Consider the following 17,888-nt stretch of genomic DNA (forward strand, 5'->3'; position numbering starts at 1 on the left):
TGTCGGGGGTACCGGACGGTCCCACGTCCCGCGCCCCCCGCTGACCAGCACCTTCCCGTCCACCGCTGCTGAGCGTCCGCTTAGGATGGAAGGAGCCGCCGTACGTGAGCACGTAAGGCCGGCCGTACGTGAGCACAGCCGAGCAGGACCAGGAGCCCCGCCCATGACCGCCGAAGCCCTCGCCGCGCCCCTTGTCTCCTACGGCCGGCTCGTCCCCGTCACCGTCCACTTCGACGACCTGGACGCGCTCGGCCTGCTGCACAACGCCCGCTACCCGGTGATGGTCGAGCGGGCCTGGGCCGAGCTGTGGACCGAGCACGGCTTCCGCTTCGAGGGCGACTGGGCGGCGGCCGGCGACGCCTGCAACGCGGTCAAGGAACTGACGATCACCTACGAGGCGCCGGTCACCCGGCCGGGCGCGTACGCCGTCCACCTCTGGCTGGACCGGCTCGGCACGACCGGGCTGACGTACGGCTTCCGGTTCTGCTCGGCGGACGGCGCCACCACGTACGCCCACGGCACCCGGGTGCTGGTCCGGCTGGATTCTCGGACGCTGCGCCCGGCGCCGTGGAGCGACACCTTCAGGACTGCCGGTCGGGCACTCCTGCGTTCGACGGACTGATCTTCGGGCGGTCCCGGTCCCCGGCCCGCAGCACCTTCGCGAACACCACCAGGCAGCAGGCCAGCGCGGTCACCAGACCGAACGACACCACCAGGCTCGTCGCCTGGGCCAGACCGCCGATCGCGCTCGGGGCGACCAGGCCGGAGGTGTACGTGATGGTGGCGACGCCCGCGATGGCCAGGCTGGGGTTGGAGCCGGCACGGCCGGCCGCCGCGAAGCACAGCGGGACGACCACGGCGATCCCGAGGCCCATCAGCGCGAAGCCGGTCATCGCCACCGCGGGATGGCCCCCGACGACGATGAGCAGGCCGCCGAGGGTGGCCAGCACACCGCTCACCCTGACCGTGCGCACCGCGCCGAACCGGTCCACCACCTTGTCGCCGGCGAACCTGGCCAGGGCCATGGTGAGTGTGAAGCCCGTCGTGCACGCCGCCGCCAGACCGGCCGAGGCCTCCAGCTGGTCCCGCAGATAGACCGCCGACCAGTCCAGGCTCGCGCCCTCCGCGAACACCGCGCAGAACCCGACCGCGCCGATCAGCAGCGCCGACCTGGGCGGCAGCGCGAACCTGGGGGGCGGGTCCTCGTCCTCGGCGGGCTGGAGGTCCAGCACCCAGGAGCAGGCCACCAGGCCCGCCACCGTCAGCACCGCGGCGGCCAGGACGTGGTGCAGCCGGGCGTCGGAGCCCAGGTGGGCGGCGAGCGTGCCGGCCGCCGAACCGACCAGGGCGCCCGCGCTCCACATGCCGTGCAGGCCCGACATGATCGACCTGTCGAGACGGTTCTCGATCTCGACGCCGAGCGCGTTCATCGCCACGTCCGACATGCCCGCCGTGGCGCCGTAGACGAACAGGGCGAGGCACAGGGTGAGCAGGTTCGGGGCGAGGGCCGGCAGGACCAGCGCCAGTGTCCACAGGGCCAGCAGGCCGCGCAGGGCGGTGCGGGCGCCGAAGCGGTGGCTGACGCTGCCGGCCAGCGGCATGGCGACCGACGCGCCGAGCGCCGGGAACGCGAGCGCCAGACCCAACTGGCCCGCGCTCACTCCGGCATGGTCCTGGATCCACGGCACGCGGGTAGCGAACGAGCCGGTGACGGCACCGTGCACGGCGAACACGGCCGCCACGGCGTACCGGGCGCGCCGCACCGTGCGTTGCTCGTAGACCACTGCGCTCATTCTCGGGCCCCTCCGTCGGGTCTGCGCGGCCGGCTCGGCTGCCTGGCGTCACTGCGTCGGGTAAATTATCAGGAACCCTGCCTGATAGATAGGGGATTACCGGCGCGGGCCCCCGCGCCGCCGATCTGGAAGGATCCCGGCATGCCCGCATCCCCGAGCACCGCCCGGGCCATCAACGACCGGCTCGCCCTGCGCCTGCTCCAGCAGGAGGGCCCGTTGACGGCAGGGCAGTTGAAGCAGCTGACCGGCCTGTCCCGCCCCACCGTGGCCGACCTCGTCGAACGCCTCACCGCCTCCGGCCTCATCGAGGTGGCGGGGGAGTCGGGCGAGCAGCGCCGGGGGCCGAACGCCAAGCTCTACGGCATCGTCGCCGAGCGCGCCCACCTCGCCGCCCTCGACGTACGCACCGGGGGCGTCGCCGTGCTCGTCTCCGACCTGCTCGGCCGGGTGCTGGCCGAGGCGTCCGTGCCGATCGGCGACGACACCGGCACCGGGCCCGCGGTGGAGCAGGCGGTGGGTCTGGTCGAGCGGGCGGCGAAGGAGGCCGGGGCCGACCGGCTGCACACCGTCGCCATCGGCGCACCGGGCCTGATCGACCCGGCGAGCGGCGAGCTCCGCGACTCCACCGGCCTTCCCGAGTGGCACCGCCGGCTGATGGTCGCGTTGCAGGAGAGGTTCCCCGAGGCGCGGGTCGGCGTCGAGAACGAGACCAACCTCGCCGCCCTGGCCGAGCAGCGCGACGGGGCCGCCCGGGACCGGGAGACGTTCGTCCTGCTCTGGCTCGGCCTGGGCATCGGCGCCGCGGTCGTCCTCGACGGCACGCTGCGGCGGGGCGTCTCCGGCGGCGCGGGTGAGGTCGGCTTCCTGCCGGTGCCCGGCACCTCGGGCCTGCCGTCGGCCACCGACTGCGACGGCGGGTTCCACTCCGTGGCCGGGGCGGCGGCGGTGACCGCCCTGGCGGCGCGGCACGGCGTGACGGCGACGTCCGACGGACCCGAGCCGTCCGCCGCCGCGCTGGTGCGGGAGGCGGTACGCCGGTCGGGAGCGGGCCGGGACCATGACCCGGACCCGGCCGCCGAGCGGTTCCTCGACGCGCTCGCCGACCGGGTCGCCCTCGGCGCCGCCGCCGTCGTCTCCGTCCTGGACCCCGGCTGCCTGGTGCTGGCCGGTGAGGTCGGCCGGGCCGGCTCCGACACCCTCGCCGCGCGCGTCCAGCACCGCCTCACCCGGATGTCACCGCTCGTCACCGAGGTACGGTCCAGCGCGCTGGGCGGCGGCGCCGTACTGCGCGGGGCCCTGCTGACGGCCCGTGACCGCGCCCAGGACGAGCTGTTCGCGCCGCCGGAGCGGTCCTGACCGGAGCGGTCCTGACCGGAGCGGACGTCCCGGCAGGGCGGCGCGCGTGCCGCGGGCCGGCCGCCGGGGCGTTCGCGCCCCTCCGAATATCGCGGCGGGATCCGCCTCAGGGCGCGGGCCGGCGCCCCGCGGGCCCGGGCTCCCGGAAGGCCGCCCCGTCCGCCGCCAGCCACAGCAGTGCCGCCGGCAGCAGGACCGCCACTCCCAGCAGCGCCAGGAACCCCGCGCCGCTCGCCGCGGAGAGGGGCTCCAGATGCTGGGCGTGGAAGAGGAGATGGGCCACGGAGGACACCAGGTAGGCCACCAGTGCCGTGATCACCAACCGCCGTTCCATCGCCGCCACCGCCGAGCACAGCACCACCGCGAGCGCGACGCTCGCTCCGCCGAAGTCCCGCAGCAGGTGCTCGTTGTAGGGCGGCAGGTGCGACACCCAGGGCCACTTCCAGAACAGGTCGGGCAGCAGCAGGATCCACAGCCCCAGCACCACCTGCGCACCGGCGAGCAGCCCCAGCCCCGCCCGCAGCCACGTCCGTCCGCTCATGTGCGCCGTCCGCGCGTCCGCTCCCGTCCGCTCATCCGCGCCGCCCGTCCGTCCCGCCACCGAACCGCTCCGCCAGGTACTCCTCGAACGTCCCCTTGCCCACCGCCCGCTCGGGCGCGAGGTGCCCGCCCGTGCGGAACCCCCGGTAAGCCTTCCCCGCGAGCGGCACCTTCACCACGGCCCGCCGGCGCCCCGTCGCGCCCAGGTAGGCGCGCCCCAGCGACTCGAACGTCCGCACCTCGGGTCCGCCCAGGTCAGCCACCCGCCCGGCGGGCGTGCCACCGGCCAGCTCGGCGAGCCGCTCCGCGACCTCCGCCACCTCCACCGGCTGGTCGCGGACACCGGCCGGCAGCAGCATGACCGGCGCCTTGGCCAGCGCCCGGAGCACCTGCACCACCAGGTCGTGGAACTGCGTCGCCCGCAGCACGGTCCAGCCGAGTCCCGACTCCTCCACCAGCCGCTCGACCGCGAGCTTGGACCGGTAGTAGCCCAACGGCACCCGGTCCACGCCGACGATCGAGATGTAGACCAGGTGCCCCACCCCGGCCCGCCGTGCCGCCGCGATCAGGTTCGTGGCCGCCTGCTCGTCGCCGCCGCGCGGGCTGGTCGCGCAGTGCACGACCGTGTCCACACCGCCGAGCGCCACGTCCAAGGCACTGCCGCCCGCACGCAGGTCGACGGCGTACGGCTGGGCGTGCCGGCTGAGCACCCGCACCTCGTGCCCGTCCGCGCGCAGCCGCTCGGAGACGAGCCGGCCGAGCGTGCCGGTGCCGCCCGTCACCAGGATCGTGGTCATGCTGTTCAGCCCCTTCGCCACGGCGGACGCTCCCGGACGGAGCGCCCTGTCGTCAGCTGGGACGGCGCGGCCGGTGCCGAATGTGACACTTCCGGCGAGGGAATGTCAGGGCTGCCCCAGCTGACGGCGCACGAAGACCAGCTTGTCCGGATTCAGCGTGACCTGCACCTGCGTGATGAGCCCGTCGCGCACGTCGAACGACATGACCCCGACGACCGTGTCGCCGACCCGTGCCACCAGCGCACCGGCGCCGTTGACCTCGGTGACGGAGATGTCCCAGTCGGCCGCGAACTTCGGGAGTCCGCCCAGCACGAAGCGGACGACCTTGGTACGGCCCTCGATCGCGCGCCGCACGGCGGTGACCTTGCCACCGCCGTCGCTCCACCAGACCACGTCCTCGGCGAGCAGCTTCTCCAGCCCGGCCAGGTCGCCGTCGCGGGCCGCCGTGAGGAACGACGTGACCAACTCCTCCTGCCGCTCGGGCGAGAGCGGGAAACGCTTCCCCGGCTCACCGACCCGTGCCACCGCCCGCCGGTAGAGCTGACGGCAGTTCGCCTCGGTCACATCCAGCACCTCGGCGATCTCGCGGTGCCCGTAGGCGAACGCCTCGCGCAGCACGTACACCGCCCGCTCGGTCGGCGTCAGCCGCTCCAGCAGGACGAGCATCGCCGTCGAGACGGCGTCACGCCGCTCGGCCGACTCCAGGGGGCCGAGGGTGCCGTCGGAGGTCAGCACCGGCTCCGGCAGCCAGGCGCCGACGTAGGTCTCGCGCCGGGCGCGGGCGGAGGTGAGGCGGTCGCGGCACAGGTTGGTGACGACCTTGGCGAGCCAGGCCGCCGGCTGCTCGATGCCCGCCCGGTCGGCCCCGCTGTAGCGCAGGTAGGCGTCCTGAACCGCGTCCTGAGCCTCGTCGGCCGAGCCCAGCATGCGGTAGGCCAGGCCGAACAGACGGGGCCGGTGGCGCTCGAACTCCTCGGCGGTCGCGGTCGTCATGTGCCTCAGCCTGCCAGAAGCCCGGCGGGCGCCTCGGAGGACCCGGCGGGCGGCTGGAGACCCGCGGGCGTCGCGAGACCCGCGGGCGTCGGGAGACCCGCGGGCGTTGGGAGACCCGGCGGCGGGCAAGGGCCTTCGTCACCGCCGCCGGGCCGGTCTCGCCGGGGTCAGCAGGCGCCGAGGTCCTGCCAGACGCCCCACTCACCGGTGGTGCCGGGCTCCTCGCCCTTCGTCCACCACTTGGACTTCCACGAGTGCCCCTCGTGGGACACGGTGATGCCGCCTCCGTACGGCGTGGCCGCGTCCCAGCCCGGGGCCGTGCACTGCCCGGTGCCGTCCGTCGGGCTCGGACTCGGGCTCGGGGATCCGGTCCCCGTGGGCGTGGGCGTCGGGGTCGGCGTCTGTGTCCCCGGCTCCACCACGGTCGTTCCCCGGGACAGATCGCCCGCCAGCGCGTACGTCTTCCCGCCGAAGGAGACCGTCCAGTTCGACGGCGTCGACACCGGCAGGTAGTAGACGAAGTCCACCGTCGTGGACGCCCCCGGCGCCAGCGACTGCCAGGCCGGCAGCTTCAGCGACACCCGGTGGTAGTCGCCCTTCAGGCCGCCCACGTTGCCGCCCGTGTGGTCGCTGCGGATCACCGAAGTGCCCCAGCCGGACTGGTCCTTGGCGTTGCCGGGCGCGGAGGTGGAGTAGTCGAACCGGAACTCCGTACCGCCGGGCAGCGCCGCCTTCGTGTTGTTGGTGATCTTCAGCTTGGGGCTGATCGGGTAGTTGGAGTCGCCGAGCGGGAACTCGCCGAACTCCACGTCGACGTCCAGCGCCTCGGCCGGCATGTCGATCGTGGCGCGCTCGGCGCCGTAGGGGGAGGCCGACTTGAACGTGTCGTACATCGTGTCGGTCAGCGTCGAGCCCGGCACGTACTGCCCCTTGCCCGCGTCCCAGGCGTAGTCGCCCGCGAGCTCCCACACCATCGTGCCGCCGATGCCCCGGTCGACCACGTAGTCCGCCTTGGCCTTGACCGACTGCTCGTCCTCGGTGGACAGGAAGACCTTCTTCTCGGCGTTCCACAGCCAGGGCGCGACCAGGGTGGAGTCGTACTTGCGGGCGTACGTCCCGGTCAGCCTCGTGTCCGCCGGGAAGCCGTAGTCGGTGACGTAGTCCCCGACGACGCCCTTCTCCAGGTTCTTGGCGTGCCACATCGGGTTGGAACCCGCGGGCGACTCCTTGCCGTTGGTGTCCAGGTCGTGCCACAGGTTGTCGATGCCGACCGCGCCGTCACCGCACTTGGTCAGGCCGGAGCCCGCCGGGCAGTCCGTGGCGGGTGCCTTGCCCCAGAGCCCGTCGGTGCCGCCGGTGACGTTCTTGAAGCCGCGCGTGTAGTACGGCAGCCCGATGTTGATGCGTCCGGCCGGCATCGAGCCGCGGAAGTAGTGGTAGGCCCAGTCGGTGTTGAGGTAGCCGATGCCGCCGTACTGAGAGGTGGTGTAGACGCCCGCGGCGGCGAGTTCGGAGTCCTTGCCGTCGTCGAAGAGGGAGGCGTTCGGGCCGACGTGCTCGTTCCAGGCGCCGTGCAGGTCGTACGACATGATGTTGACGTAGTCCAGGTACTTCTGGACCTGGAAGGTCTCCATGCCGCGCAGCAGGTAGCCGGAGGACGGCGCGGCGACGGAGAGGAGGTAGTGCCTGCCGTCCGCGGCGCCCGCGCGGTCGAGCTTCTCGCGCAGCGTCTTCATCAGGGCCGCGTAGCCCTTGACCAGCCCGGCCCGGCGGCCGTTGGCGAAGGACCAGTCGAGCGGGTTGCCGGCGTCCTTCATCGTCGTCGGGTACTCGTAGTCGATGTCGACGCCGTTGAAGCCGTACTTCCGCACGAAGTCGACCGCCGAGTCCGCGAAGGTCTCGATACCGGCCCGGTTGACCGAGCCGTCGGCGTTGGTGGCCATCGAGTAGAAGCCGCCCGAGTCCACGCGGGCGCCGTCGTCGGCGAAGTAGCCGCCCGTCTCGGCCCAGCCGCCCACCGAGATCATCGTCTTGACGTCCGGGTGCTGCTTCTTGAACTTGTTCAGCTGATTGAAGTGGCCCTTGTAGGGGAGACCCGGGTCCATCTCGGCGCCCTCGACCCCCGGCCACGTCATGCCGGTCGCCGGGTTGTTCGCGCTGTCCGAGCCGACGGAGAGCTTGTTGCCGCCGTCCACGTGGGCGAAGGCGTAGTTGATGTGGGTGACCTTGTCCCACGGGATGTCGGAGGCGAGATAGGCGGGCTTGCCGTCCTTGCCGGTGCGCCAGCTCGTGAAGTAGCCGATCACGCGGCGCGGGTGGTCGGAGCCCATCTTCTCGCGGCCCGCGGAGTCGTAGACCGAGCAGTAGGGGACGTCGACGCCGGGGGTCCGGTAGAGGCCGTCGGGGCGGCAGGTCTCCTGGTCGGCGGCCTGCGACGCGGTCGCGGGGAGGCCGGCGAGCAGCAGGCCGGCGACGGCGGCGGCCGCCGCGAACAGGGCGGGCCCCGCTCTGTGGCGGGATCTGGAGCGTGACGGGGAAGGCACAGTCGGTTCCTCTCCACGGAAGTTGCGCAGACCCTAGAGAGGACTAGACCAGTGAGTCAATAGGTATGGACCAATCTCAAGGTGGGGCGTCGGCTTGCCGGTTGGGGGTGACGGCGGCGCGGCCGGACCCGGTGCGGGAGCTTTCTGTGAGCCACCCCACACACTCCGTCCGCATGGACGGCGATCAGGCGTGGCACACTGGCCCTGTACCAGAAGCAGCGCACTCCGGGGTCGGTGAAAGTCCGAACCGGCGGTTACAGTCCGCGACCCGGTCGCCTCCAGCGACCGGTTGACCAGGTGAAATTCCTGGACCGACGGTTAAAGTCCGGATGGGAGGCAGTGCGCCGCGGGCGAGCACACGTGCGCGCCGCCGATCTCTGGGCTCGCCCGTCACGGGTGGGCCCGTCCGGCGTCGTCGCTCCCTGTGCCCTCGCTCGCGATCTCTGTCGCTCTCGACAGCCCCGGAGTCCGTGCCCGAAGAGGCAGGAGGACCCGGGAAGTGTTCACCGGAATCGTCGAAGAGCTGGGCGAGATCACCGCCGTCGAGACGCTCGACGACGCCTGTCGCTTCCGTCTGCGCGGTCCCTTGGTCACCGAAGGGGCACAGCACGGCGACTCCATCGCCGTCAACGGCGTCTGCCTCACGGTCGTCGACCACGAGGGCGACGAGTTCACCGCCGACGTGATGGCCGAGACCCTCGACCGCTCCAGCCTGGGCGTCCTCACCACCGGCTCCCGCGTCAATCTGGAGCGCCCGACCGCCGTCGGCGCCCGCCTCGGCGGGCACATCGTGCAGGGCCACGTCGACGGCACCGGCGAGATCCTGGAGCGCGAGCCCTCCGAGCACTGGGAGATCGTGAAGATCTCCCTGCCCGCGGACCTCGCCCGCTACGTCGTGGAGAAGGGCTCCATCACCGTCGACGGCATCAGCCTCACCGTCGTCGACGCCGGCCCCGACTTCTTCACCGTCAGCCTCATCCCCACCACCCTCGCCCTGACCACGCTGGGCCTTAAGCAGCCCGGCGACCCGGTCAACCTCGAGGTGGACGTCATCGCCAAGTACGTCGAGCGCCTGCTCGGCGCCCGGGCCGCTCAGGGGGGCACCGAGTGAACTGGCTCAACTCCGAGGCGTTCACGCTCTTCGACCAGCACATCAAGTGGTCGGACATGATCGGCAACGTGATCGGTCTGCTCGGCCTCGCGCTCGGCTGGCGGCGCTCGATCTGGACCTGGCCCGTGCAGTTCGTCTCCGGGCTCGTCCTCTTCACGGCCTTCGCCACCGCCCACCTCTCCGGCAGCGCCGGCAAGCAGATCGTCGTCATGGTGGTCGCCGCCTGGGGCTTCTGGCAGTGGAACCGCGGCCGGCAGCAGAGCCAGGACGGCTCCATCGCCGTCCGGTTCGCCACCTGGCGCGAGCGCGGCGTCCTGGTCGCGGCGGCAGCCCTCGGAACCCTCGCGGTCGGCGGCCTGTTCACCCTGTACCCGTCCCTGTCCTGGGACCCCTGGCCGGACGCGTACATCTTCGTCGGCACCGTCGTCGCCATGTACGCCCAGGCGCGCGGCATGGTCGAGTTCTGGTTCGCCTGGCTGCTGGTCGACCTGGTCGGCGTCCCGCTGAACTTCGCCAACGGCTTCGCCTTCTCCGGCTTCGTCTACGTCATCTACGGCGCGCTCGTCCTGTGGGGCCTGCGCGACTGGTGGCTGCGCTCCCGCACCTCGGCGCGGCCCGTCCCGGAAGGAGCGCCCGCATGAGCACGGCACCCATCCTCTACAGCACCGACGGCCTGGACGACCTGGCCCTCGACCCGATCGAACAGGCCATCGCGGACATCGCCGCCGGCCGCCCGGTCGTCGTCGTCGACGACGAGAACCGCGAGAACGAGGGCGACCTCGTCATCGCCGCCGAGAAGGCGACCGAGGAGATCGTCGCCTTCATGATGAGCGAGTGCCGCGGCCTGATCTGCGCCCCCATGGAGGGCGAGGAACTGGACCGGCTCCGCCTCCCGCAGATGGTCGACGACAACACCGAGTCGATGAAGACCGCCTTCACCGTCTCCGTGGACGCCACCGCCGCGCACGGCGTGAGCACCGGCATCTCCGCCTCGGACCGCGCCACCACCCTCCAGCTCCTGGCGAGCGGCGCCGCCGAACCCACCGACCTGGTCCGCCCCGGCCACGTCTTCCCGCTGCGTGCCCGCTCCGGCGGCGTACTCGTCCGCGACGGCCACACCGAGGCCGCCGTCGACCTCGCCCGCCTCGCGGGACTGCGCCCGGCCGGCGCCATCGTCGAGATCGCCGGCGAGGACGGGCGGATGCTGCGGCTGCCCGAGCTGATCCCGTTCGCCCGCAAGCACGGGCTGACGATCATCTCCATCGAGGACCTCGTCTCCTACCGCCGCAGCGAGGAGCCCACCGTCCGCCGCGAGGCCGAGGTCCGGCTGCCCACCCGACACGGCGAGTTCACGGCGTACGGCTACCGCTCCACCGTCGACGGCGTCGAGCACGTCGCCCTCGTGCACGGCGAGATCGGCGACGGCGCGGACGTCCTGGTCCGCGTCCACTCCGAGTGCCTCACCGGCGACGTCTTCGGCTCCCAGCGCTGCGACTGCGGCCCCCAGCTGGACGCCTCCCTGGACCGCATCCAGGCCGAGGGCAGGGGAGTGGTCGTCTACCTGCGCGGCCACGAGGGGCGCGGCATCGGCCTGATGTCCAAGCTGCGCGCCTACGAGCTCCAGGAGCGGGGCCGGGACACGCTCGACGCCAACCTGGAACTCGGCCTGCCCGCCGACGCCCGCGACTACGGCGCGGGCGCGCAGATCCTGACCGACCTCGGCGTGCGCGCCGTGCGCCTGATGACCAACAACCCGGACAAGAGCGACGCCCTCGAACGGCACGGCATCCAGGTCACCGGCCGCGAGCCGATGCCCGTCCAGGCCGGCGAGCACAACCTCCGCTACCTGCGCACCAAGCGGGACCGGATGGGACACGACCTGCCCTGGCTGGACACGACGCCCGTGTCCACCTGCGGCAACCAGTAAGCAAGGAACGCGAGGAGAGACGTGAGCGGCAAGGGTGCACCGGAGCTGTCCGTACGCAACGTGGGTGACCTGCGGGTCGCCGTCGTCGCGGCACAGTGGCACGACAAGGTGATGGACGGACTGGTGGACGGCGCCCTGCGCGCCCTGCACGAGCTGGGCATCGACGAGCCGACCCTGCTCAGGGTCCCCGGCAGCTTCGAGCTCCCGGTGGTCGCCAAGGTCCTCGCGGGCCGCGGTTACGACGCGATCGTCGCCCTCGGCGTCGTCATCCGCGGCGGCACCCCCCACTTCGACTACGTGTGCCAGGGCGTGACCCAGGGCCTCGTCCAGGTCTCCGTGGAGACCGGCGTCCCCATCGGCTTCGGAGTCCTCACCTGCGACACCGAGGAGCAGGCTCTGGACCGGGCCGGTATCGAGGGCTCCAACGAGGACAAGGGCCACGAGGCGGTGACCGCGGCCGTCGCCACGGCGGCCACGCTCCGCTCAGTATCCGAACCGTGGCGTTAGGCCGGTCGGCACTACGCGTAAAGTGGGCGCCACCATGTCCAAGAAGACTTTCGAGGAGCTCTTCACCGAGCTCCAGCACAAGGCCGCGAACGGCGACCCCGCCACCTCCCGCACCGCCGAGCTGGTGGACAAGGGGGTCCATGCCATCGGCAAGAAGGTCGTCGAGGAGGCCGCCGAGGTCTGGATGGCCGCCGAGTACGAGGGCAAGGAGGCGGCGGCCGAGGAGATCTCCCAGCTGCTGTACCACGTCCAGGTGATGATGGTCGCCCGCGGGATCTCCCTGGACGACGTCTACGCCCACCTGTAAAGCCCAGCCCCCCTTTTCCACCCCCTTCACGCAAAGGAAGCCGACCTCATGCTGCGCATCGCCGTCCCCAACAAGGGTTCCCTGTCAGGCCCCGCGGGGGAGATGCTGCATGAGGCCGGCTACCAGCAGCGCCGCGAGTCCAAGGAACTGCGCATCGTCGACCCGACCAACGAGGTCGAGTTCTTCTACCTGCGCCCCCGCGACATCGCGATCTACGTCTCCTCCGGCAAGCTCGACATCGGCATCACCGGCCGTGACCTGCTGATCGACTCCGGTGCCGAAGCCGAGGAGATCCTCCCGCTCGGCTTCGCCCGCTCCACCTTCCGCTTCGCCGGCAAGCCGGGCACCGCGAACGGCGTCGAGGACCTCGAGGGCCGGACCGTCGCCACCTCCTACGAGGGCATCGTCGCCGCCCACCTGGCCGACCGGGGCGTCGACGCCTCCGTCGTCCACCTCGACGGCGCCGTCGAGACCGCCATCGAACTCGGTGTCGCCGGGGTCATCGCGGACGTCGTCGAGACCGGAACCTCCCTGCGCAACGCGGGCCTGGAGGTCTTCGGCGAGCCCATCATGAAGTCCGAGGCCATCGTGATCCGCCGCTCCGGCGCGGAGCCCGACGACACGACCGAGCCCAAGGTGCAGCAGTTCCTGCGCCGCCTCCAGGGCGTCCTGGTCGCCCGGACGTACGTGATGATGGACTACGACTGCCGCGTGGAGATGCTGGAGAAGGCCGTCGCGCTCACCCCCGGCCTGGAGTCCCCGACCGTCTCCCCGTTGCACAACGAGGGCTGGGTCGCCGTCCGCGCGATGGTCCCGGCGAAGGAGGCCCAGCGGATCATGGACGACCTCTACGAGATCGGTGCCCGGGCCATCCTGACCACGGCCATCCACGCCTGCCGCCTCTGAGCGGGACCCGGAGCCATCCCATGCCCGACACCACGCCGGACCTGCCGGCCCTGCCCGTCACCTTCCGGCCGGGCCGCACCCGCGCCGTCCTGACCGTCCTCGCCGTCCTGACCTTCGCGGCCATCACGGCGGTCGGCATGCTGCTGGACGGTCTCGGCACGGGAGAGCGCCTCAGCTTCATGCTGACCGCTCTCCTCCTCGCCGGGGTCCTGTTCCTGCTGGCCCGGCCCCGGGTCACCGCCGACGAGACGGGCGTCACCGTCGTCAACCTCACCACCAAGCGGCGCCTGGCCTGGGCCGAGATCCTCCGGGTCAACCTCCGGCAGGGCGACCCCTGGGCCTTCCTCGACCTCAGCGACGGCACCAGCCTGCCCGCGCTCGGCATCCAGCCGGGCATCGCCCGGCAGCGCGCCATCCACGACGCACGCGCCCTGCGCGCCCTCGTCGAGGCCCGCTCCACCACTGCCCCCGAGGCACCACGCGGCTGACGCGGGGACGCCGCCCCTGCCACGGGTGCCCTTTCCGTGATTAATCTGGGAACGAGGACGCGGCCGTCGCATCCTCGCCCCTGTCGCTCCGACCGGTGCGCGGGGGTTCCCCCTACCCGAGGAGTGACTCCCTCCGGCGATGGACGGATCGTCCTGCAGTACCTGCGCCGCCCCCTGCTGTGACTCCCCACCGGCGGCGGCATCATGACCACCACCCCCCTGCTGCTCCTGGCAGCCGCCTTCCTGCTGATTCTCGCCAACGGCTTCTTCGTCGCCGCCGAGTTCGGCCTGGTGACCGTCGAACGCCCCGACGCCGAGCAGGCCGCCGCCGACGGTGACCGACGCGCCCGCCGGGTCGTCGAGTCCCTCAAGGAGCTGTCCTTCCAGCTCTCCGGCACCCAACTCGGCATCACCATCACCTCACTCGTCGTCGGCATGCTCGCCCAACCGGCGCTCGCCCAGCTCCTGGACGGCCCGTTCACCGCGAGCGGCGTCCCCGAGGGGGCCGTACCCGGCGTCTCCGTCGTCGTCGGCATGCTGCTGGCCTCGGCCGTCCAGATGGTGATCGGCGAGCTGGTGCCCAAGAACTGGGCGGTGTCCAAGCCGCTGCAGGTCGCTCGCTTCGTCGCGGGCCCGCAGCACGCCTTCGCCCGGCTGTTCCACCCGGTGATCGCCGCGCTCAACGCCGTGGCCAACCGCCTGGTCCGCGCGCTCGGCTTCGAGCCCGCCGAAGAGCTGGCCTCCGCCCGCACCCCCGGCGAGCTGGTCTCCCTGGCCCGGCACTCCGCCCGGGCCGGCGCGCTGGAACAGGACACGGCCGACCTCTTCGTACGGACCCTGTCACTGGGCGAACTGACCGCGCAGCACGTCATGACCCCGCGCGTGAAGGTCAGCGCCCTGCAGTCCTCGGCCACCGCCGAGGACGTGGTCAATCTGACCCGCGCCACCGGCCTGTCCCGTTTCCCCGTCTACCGGGAGAAGATCGACGAGATCGTCGGCATGGTCCACCTCAAGGACGCCCTCGCGGTCCCCGCGCCCGACCGGCTGCGCACCCCCGCCGGCCGCATCGCCCGCCCGGCGCTGCTCGTCCCCGAGACCCTGCCCGTACGACCGCTGCTCACCCGTCTGCGCAGCGAGCAGCCCATCGCGGTCGTCATCGACGAGTACGGCGGCACGGCAGGCGTCGTCACCCTGGAGGACATCGTCGAGGAGATCGTCGGAGAGGTCCGCGACGAGCACGACGGCCTCGACGTCCCCGAACTCGCCCCCGCCCCGCCCGAGGACGGCCGCCCCGCCTGGGACGTCGACGGCAGCTGCCGCGTCGACGCCCTGCGGCGCATCGGCCTCGACGCACCCGAGGGACCGTACGAGACCGTGGCCGGGCTCGTCGCCGACCTGCTCGGCCGCATCCCGGCCGTCGGCGACCGGGCGGAACTGCCCGGCTGGCGGCTCGCCGTCCGGCAGGTCGGCCACTACCGCGCCGAACGGATACGGCTGGTGCGAACGGCACCGGTGCCCGTGCTGGAGGCCGCCCGATGAGCGTCCTGCAGCTCCTCTTCGCGGCGCTGCTCGTGCTCGCCAACGGCTTCTTCGTCGGTGCCGAGTTCGCGCTGGTCTCGGTACGCCGCAGCCAGATCGAACCGCTCGGCACCGCCCGGGCCCGGCAGGTGCTGTACGGGCTGGAACGCCTGCCGCAGATGATGGCCGCGGCCCAGTTCGGCATCACCGTCTGCTCGCTGACGCTCGGTGCGGTCGCCGAGCCGACGGTCGCCCGCCTGCTGGAGCCGGTCTTCGAGTGGATCCACCTGCCGCACGGCGTGATCCACCCGCTCGGCTACGTGATCGCGCTGGCCGCGGTGGTCTTCTGCCACCTCGTCATCGGGGAGATGGTCCCGAAGAACCTGGCGATGGCCGCCCCCGAGAAGGCCGCCCTGTGGCTCAGCCCCGGCCTGGTCGCCTTCGCCCGCCTCTGCCGGCCGATCACCGCCGCGCTCGGCGCCTGCGCCCAGGGCATCCTGCGGCTGTTCCACGTCGAGCCCAAGGACGAGGTCGAGGCGGTCTTCACCAGCGAGCAGCTCAACCGGCTGGTGGAGGACGCCGGCCAGGCCGGCCTGCTCGACCCGGAGGAGCAGGAACGCCTGGAGGACGCGCTGGAACTCGGCTCCCGCCCGGTCACCGACGTACTGCTCGGGCGCGAGTCCCTGATCACGGTCAGCCCCTCGGTCACGCCGGGCGAGATCGTCGGGCTCACCGCCCGCACCGGGTACTCGCGCTTCCCGGTCGCGGCGGAGAACGGCGCCTTCATGGGGTACCTCCACGTCAAGGACGTCCTCGACCTGGTCCTGGACGCCGAGGACTCCGGCCGGGCCGTCCCGCAGCGGCTCTGGCGTCCGATGACGACCCTCCGCCCCGAACTGCCCCTCGACGACGCCCTCACCGTCATGCGCCGGGCGGCGACCCATCTGGCCCAGGTGACGGACGCGTCCGGGAAGGCGCTCGGGCTGGTCGCGCTGGAGGACGTCCTGGAGCTACTGGTGGGGGAGGTCAGGGACCCGGCCCACCGGGAGGTGACGCTGGCGACTTAGGCGCGGCGGCACCCGGCCACGCCGGACCGCGCACCCACCCCCGCCCCGCACCGGCACCGGGCGCCTCACACCCCCGGAGGATCCTGCGGCCCCCGCCCCGACAGCACCTCTCCGTACGCCTGCATCAGATCCGGCAGCCGCAACGTCGCCAGGTCGTCCCGGGTCAGCACCCCGGGATACGCCGACAACCGCAGATCCCGGTACGCGCAGCTCTTCTCGTACAGCGTCCGCAGAAACCGCCCGTTCCCCAACTCGTCGATCCACCCCTGGTCCACCACGTGCCCGGCGATCGAGCGCAGCTCGTCGAGTGCCTCCTCGTCCCACCCGTCCCCGTTCTCGGCCGCGAGCACCTCACCGATCGAGGTGAGCTCCAGCGGCCGGTACGACGGGAAGTCGACCCGCGTGGTGAAGCGGGAGGACAGCCCCGGGTTGGCCGTCAGCAGCCGGTCCATGCCCTCGGGATAGCCGGCCAGGATCACCACCAGGTGGTCCCGGTTGTCCTCGGCCCGCTTCAGCAGCACCTGCAACGCCTCGTCGCCGTACGCGTCGCCCTTGCCGTAACCGGAGTTGGACAGGGAGTACGCCTCGTCGACGAAGAGGACGCCGCCGAGCGCGGAGTCGATCAGTTCGTTGGCCTTCACGGCGGTCTGCCCGAGGTACTCGCCGACGAGGTCGGCCCGCTGCGCCTCCACCAGGTGGTCGCCGCCGAGCAGGCCGAGGGCGTAGAAGACACGGCCCAGGATGCGGGCCACTGTGGTCTTGCCGGTGCCGGAGGGGCCGGAGAAGACGAAGTGGCGTTTGGGTGGCTGGACCGGCAGCCCCTGCCCGGCCCGCAACCGCGCCATGTTCAGTTGCGCGGACAGGGCCTTCACCTGACGCTTCACCGGCTCCAGCCCCACCATGCGCTCCAGCTCGGCGAGCGCCTCCTCCAGTAACGCGGGGTCGGTGGGGCCGGTGGGCAGGGAGGGGTCCGGTCCGTCGGTCTTCTCGCGCACCGACGGACCGCTCAGCGGAGGCAGCGGGGCGGCGACCGGCGAGGGGTCGGGTGCGGAGACCTTGAGGTCGCGCTCCTCGGGGCCGAAGAGGGGATCGAGACCGTCCAGGCCCTCCGACCCCAATCCGGCCTGGGCGAGTCCCGCGAGGTCGGTGGAGTCGTCGTAGCCGTCGCCCTCGGCGATCGCCGCCAGCCGTGCCGAGGTGTCCATGAAGGCCGGGTCGACGCGGTGCACGGCCCGGTACAGCGGCAGTGCGGCGGCGCTGCGGCCCGTGCCCTCGTGGGCCCGCGCCAGCCAGTAGCGCAGTTCCTTGCGCTGCGGCTGCTCGCTGCGGCACCGCATGAGCGCCGCCGACAGCAGCGGCTCGGCCTGCCCGTACATCTCCAGGCGCACCCGGGCCATGCCGCTGAACAGGCCGGCCTCGATACCCAGCAGGGGATCGCCGAGCAGCGGGTCGGTGTGCCGGACGAGCTGCTCCCAGTCCTTGACGAGGTAGGCGCGGCAGGCGTGCAGGAAGCGGACCTGGGGGTCGGCGTCCACGGGCGGCAGCCCGGCCAGGGCCCGGTCCAGTTCCGGGACGTGGCGGCCGTCGAGCCAGTGGGAGGCGTGCGCCAGCAGCAGATCGCGGGGTTTCTCCAGTACCGGTTGCACCCACCAGCCCAGCCAGTACCAGGAGTTGAGCGTGCGGCGGTGGCGGGCGCGCTGCTCGCCGAAGCGCTCCCGGTGCCGGAACATCCTCAGCAGCGCGTTGGTGGTGTCGACGCGCAGCGCGTGCAGTCCCAGCCAGCCGTCGGCCATCGTGGGGTCGATGCGCACGGCGGCCCGGAACTCCTCCTCCGCCTGCGGATAGGCCCCCATGGTGTAGGCGTCCACGCCGCGCAGCCAGGCGAGGTCGGCCGGGGCCTGTGAGCCCTGCGTGCCGAAGTCCATCCCGTCCCCCACGTACCGTGCCCCCGTCGGTATGCCGCCGGGCGACCGCCCGCCGACCGCCTAGGTCAACGGCTGTGCCGCCGGACCGGAGTTGCAAGGTGCGCGCGGCA

General features: G+C 72.3%; 17 protein-coding genes and 1 riboswitch. Of the genes, 11 read left to right on the plus strand and 6 right to left on the minus strand.

What is annotated here, in order from left to right; translation table 11 throughout:
- Positions 1-163: 163 nt before the first annotated feature.
- Positions 164-622: an acyl-CoA thioesterase gene (locus ACIQ6R_RS26290; protein WP_404223759.1), complete on the plus strand. Its 459-nt coding sequence runs from the start codon at positions 164-166 to the stop codon at positions 620-622.
- Here ACIQ6R_RS26290 and ACIQ6R_RS26295 read toward each other — a convergent pair.
- Complete coding sequence (locus ACIQ6R_RS26295) at positions 582-1,793, minus strand: MFS transporter (protein ID WP_404223761.1); 1,212 nt, start codon at positions 1,791-1,793, stop codon at positions 582-584. The two genes, ACIQ6R_RS26290 and ACIQ6R_RS26295, sit on opposite strands and share 41 nt — an antisense overlap.
- A gap of 141 nt (positions 1,794-1,934) precedes the next feature.
- Here ACIQ6R_RS26295 and ACIQ6R_RS26300 point away from each other — a divergent pair, with 141 nt between their 5' ends.
- A complete protein-coding gene (locus ACIQ6R_RS26300) occupies positions 1,935-3,149 on the plus strand; it encodes an ROK family transcriptional regulator (RefSeq protein WP_404179303.1) in 1,215 nt (404 codons plus the stop codon).
- A gap of 106 nt (positions 3,150-3,255) precedes the next feature.
- On the opposite strand, the gene ACIQ6R_RS26305 is transcribed toward ACIQ6R_RS26300, so the two are convergent.
- From ACIQ6R_RS26305 to ACIQ6R_RS26320, 4 genes are all read right to left on the minus strand, one after another.
- Complete coding sequence (locus tag ACIQ6R_RS26305; protein ID WP_404223763.1) at positions 3,256-3,690, minus strand: hypothetical protein; 435 nt, start codon at positions 3,688-3,690, stop codon at positions 3,256-3,258.
- A gap of 31 nt (positions 3,691-3,721) precedes the next feature.
- Positions 3,722-4,486, minus strand: coding sequence for an SDR family oxidoreductase (locus tag ACIQ6R_RS26310; RefSeq protein ID WP_404223765.1), 765 nt, complete (start codon positions 4,484-4,486; stop codon positions 3,722-3,724).
- A gap of 105 nt (positions 4,487-4,591) precedes the next feature.
- Positions 4,592-5,479, minus strand: a complete 888-nt coding sequence (locus ACIQ6R_RS26315) for an RNA polymerase sigma-70 factor (protein WP_404223767.1) — start codon at positions 5,477-5,479, stop codon at positions 4,592-4,594.
- Positions 5,480-5,646: 167 nt separating this feature from the next.
- Positions 5,647-8,022 (minus strand): chitinase C-terminal domain-containing protein, encoded by a 2,376-nt coding sequence (locus ACIQ6R_RS26320; RefSeq protein ID WP_404223769.1) that lies wholly within the window; start codon positions 8,020-8,022, stop codon positions 5,647-5,649.
- 216 nt (positions 8,023-8,238) lie between these two features.
- A riboswitch (FMN riboswitch) is annotated at positions 8,239-8,369 on the plus strand.
- A 152-nt stretch (positions 8,370-8,521) separates the two neighbouring features.
- Between ACIQ6R_RS26320 and ACIQ6R_RS26325 the strand changes: the two genes are divergently transcribed.
- From ACIQ6R_RS26325 to ACIQ6R_RS26365, 9 genes are all read left to right on the plus strand, one after another.
- Entirely contained in the window at positions 8,522-9,133 is a 612-nt protein-coding gene (locus ACIQ6R_RS26325) for a riboflavin synthase (RefSeq protein WP_404223771.1), read from the plus strand.
- Positions 9,130-9,774, plus strand: coding sequence for a nicotinamide riboside transporter PnuC (locus ACIQ6R_RS26330; RefSeq protein WP_404179285.1), 645 nt, complete (start codon positions 9,130-9,132; stop codon positions 9,772-9,774). Before ACIQ6R_RS26325 ends, ACIQ6R_RS26330 begins: the two co-directional genes overlap by 4 nt.
- Positions 9,771-11,060, plus strand: coding sequence for a bifunctional 3,4-dihydroxy-2-butanone-4-phosphate synthase/GTP cyclohydrolase II (locus ACIQ6R_RS26335; protein ID WP_404223773.1), 1,290 nt, complete (start codon positions 9,771-9,773; stop codon positions 11,058-11,060). Before ACIQ6R_RS26330 ends, ACIQ6R_RS26335 begins: the two co-directional genes overlap by 4 nt.
- A gap of 21 nt (positions 11,061-11,081) precedes the next feature.
- Positions 11,082-11,567: a 6,7-dimethyl-8-ribityllumazine synthase gene (gene ribH / locus ACIQ6R_RS26340; RefSeq protein WP_404179279.1), complete on the plus strand. Its 486-nt coding sequence runs from the start codon at positions 11,082-11,084 to the stop codon at positions 11,565-11,567.
- A 34-nt stretch (positions 11,568-11,601) separates the two neighbouring features.
- Positions 11,602-11,874 carry a phosphoribosyl-ATP diphosphatase gene (locus ACIQ6R_RS26345; protein WP_030951748.1) on the plus strand — a complete coding sequence of 91 codons (273 nt, stop codon included), beginning with the start codon at positions 11,602-11,604 and terminating at the stop codon, positions 11,872-11,874.
- Between the two features lie 48 nt (positions 11,875-11,922).
- Complete coding sequence (gene hisG / locus ACIQ6R_RS26350) at positions 11,923-12,780, plus strand: ATP phosphoribosyltransferase (RefSeq protein WP_404223775.1); 858 nt, start codon at positions 11,923-11,925, stop codon at positions 12,778-12,780.
- Positions 12,781-12,800: 20 nt separating this feature from the next.
- On the plus strand, positions 12,801-13,268 hold the full coding sequence (locus ACIQ6R_RS26355; protein WP_404179273.1) for a PH domain-containing protein: 468 nt from the start codon (positions 12,801-12,803) through the stop codon (positions 13,266-13,268).
- A 204-nt stretch (positions 13,269-13,472) separates the two neighbouring features.
- Positions 13,473-14,807 carry a hemolysin family protein gene (locus ACIQ6R_RS26360; protein WP_404179270.1) on the plus strand — a complete coding sequence of 445 codons (1,335 nt, stop codon included), beginning with the start codon at positions 13,473-13,475 and terminating at the stop codon, positions 14,805-14,807.
- Positions 14,804-15,853 carry a hemolysin family protein gene (locus ACIQ6R_RS26365; RefSeq protein ID WP_404179267.1) on the plus strand — a complete coding sequence of 350 codons (1,050 nt, stop codon included), beginning with the start codon at positions 14,804-14,806 and terminating at the stop codon, positions 15,851-15,853. Before ACIQ6R_RS26360 ends, ACIQ6R_RS26365 begins: the two co-directional genes overlap by 4 nt.
- 65 nt (positions 15,854-15,918) lie before the next feature.
- Here the strand turns inward: ACIQ6R_RS26365 and ACIQ6R_RS26370 are convergent, their stop codons facing one another.
- On the minus strand, positions 15,919-17,778 hold the full coding sequence (locus tag ACIQ6R_RS26370; protein ID WP_404223777.1) for an AAA family ATPase: 1,860 nt from the start codon (positions 17,776-17,778) through the stop codon (positions 15,919-15,921).
- Positions 17,779-17,888: the final 110 nt, after the last annotated feature.

Origin of the sequence: Streptomyces sp. NPDC096048, assembly GCF_044763415.1 — a bacterium.
Lineage (GTDB): Bacteria > Actinomycetota > Actinomycetes > Streptomycetales > Streptomycetaceae > Streptomyces.

Bases quoted from the DNA above. Each gene is read 5' to 3' on its own strand.
- ACIQ6R_RS26290 (WP_404223759.1), top strand. From the start codon at position 164: ATGACCGCCGAAGCCCTCGCCGCGCCCCTTGTCTCCTACGGCCGGCTC.
- ACIQ6R_RS26295 (WP_404223761.1), bottom strand. From the start codon at position 1,793: ATGAGCGCAGTGGTCTACGAGCAACGCACGGTGCGGCGCGCCCGGTAC.
- ACIQ6R_RS26300 (WP_404179303.1), top strand. From the start codon at position 1,935: ATGCCCGCATCCCCGAGCACCGCCCGGGCCATCAACGACCGGCTCGCC.
- ACIQ6R_RS26305 (WP_404223763.1), bottom strand. From the start codon at position 3,690: ATGAGCGGACGGACGTGGCTGCGGGCGGGGCTGGGGCTGCTCGCCGGT.
- ACIQ6R_RS26310 (WP_404223765.1), bottom strand. From the start codon at position 4,486: ATGACCACGATCCTGGTGACGGGCGGCACCGGCACGCTCGGCCGGCTC.
- ACIQ6R_RS26315 (WP_404223767.1), bottom strand. From the start codon at position 5,479: ATGACGACCGCGACCGCCGAGGAGTTCGAGCGCCACCGGCCCCGTCTG.
- ACIQ6R_RS26335 (WP_404223773.1), top strand. From the start codon at position 9,771: ATGAGCACGGCACCCATCCTCTACAGCACCGACGGCCTGGACGACCTG.
- ACIQ6R_RS26345 (WP_030951748.1), top strand. From the start codon at position 11,602: ATGTCCAAGAAGACTTTCGAGGAGCTCTTCACCGAGCTCCAGCACAAG.
- hisG (WP_404223775.1), top strand. From the start codon at position 11,923: ATGCTGCGCATCGCCGTCCCCAACAAGGGTTCCCTGTCAGGCCCCGCG.
- ACIQ6R_RS26355 (WP_404179273.1), top strand. From the start codon at position 12,801: ATGCCCGACACCACGCCGGACCTGCCGGCCCTGCCCGTCACCTTCCGG.
- ACIQ6R_RS26360 (WP_404179270.1), top strand. From the start codon at position 13,473: ATGACCACCACCCCCCTGCTGCTCCTGGCAGCCGCCTTCCTGCTGATT.
- ACIQ6R_RS26365 (WP_404179267.1), top strand. From the start codon at position 14,804: ATGAGCGTCCTGCAGCTCCTCTTCGCGGCGCTGCTCGTGCTCGCCAAC.
- ACIQ6R_RS26370 (WP_404223777.1), bottom strand. From the start codon at position 17,778: ATGGACTTCGGCACGCAGGGCTCACAGGCCCCGGCCGACCTCGCCTGG.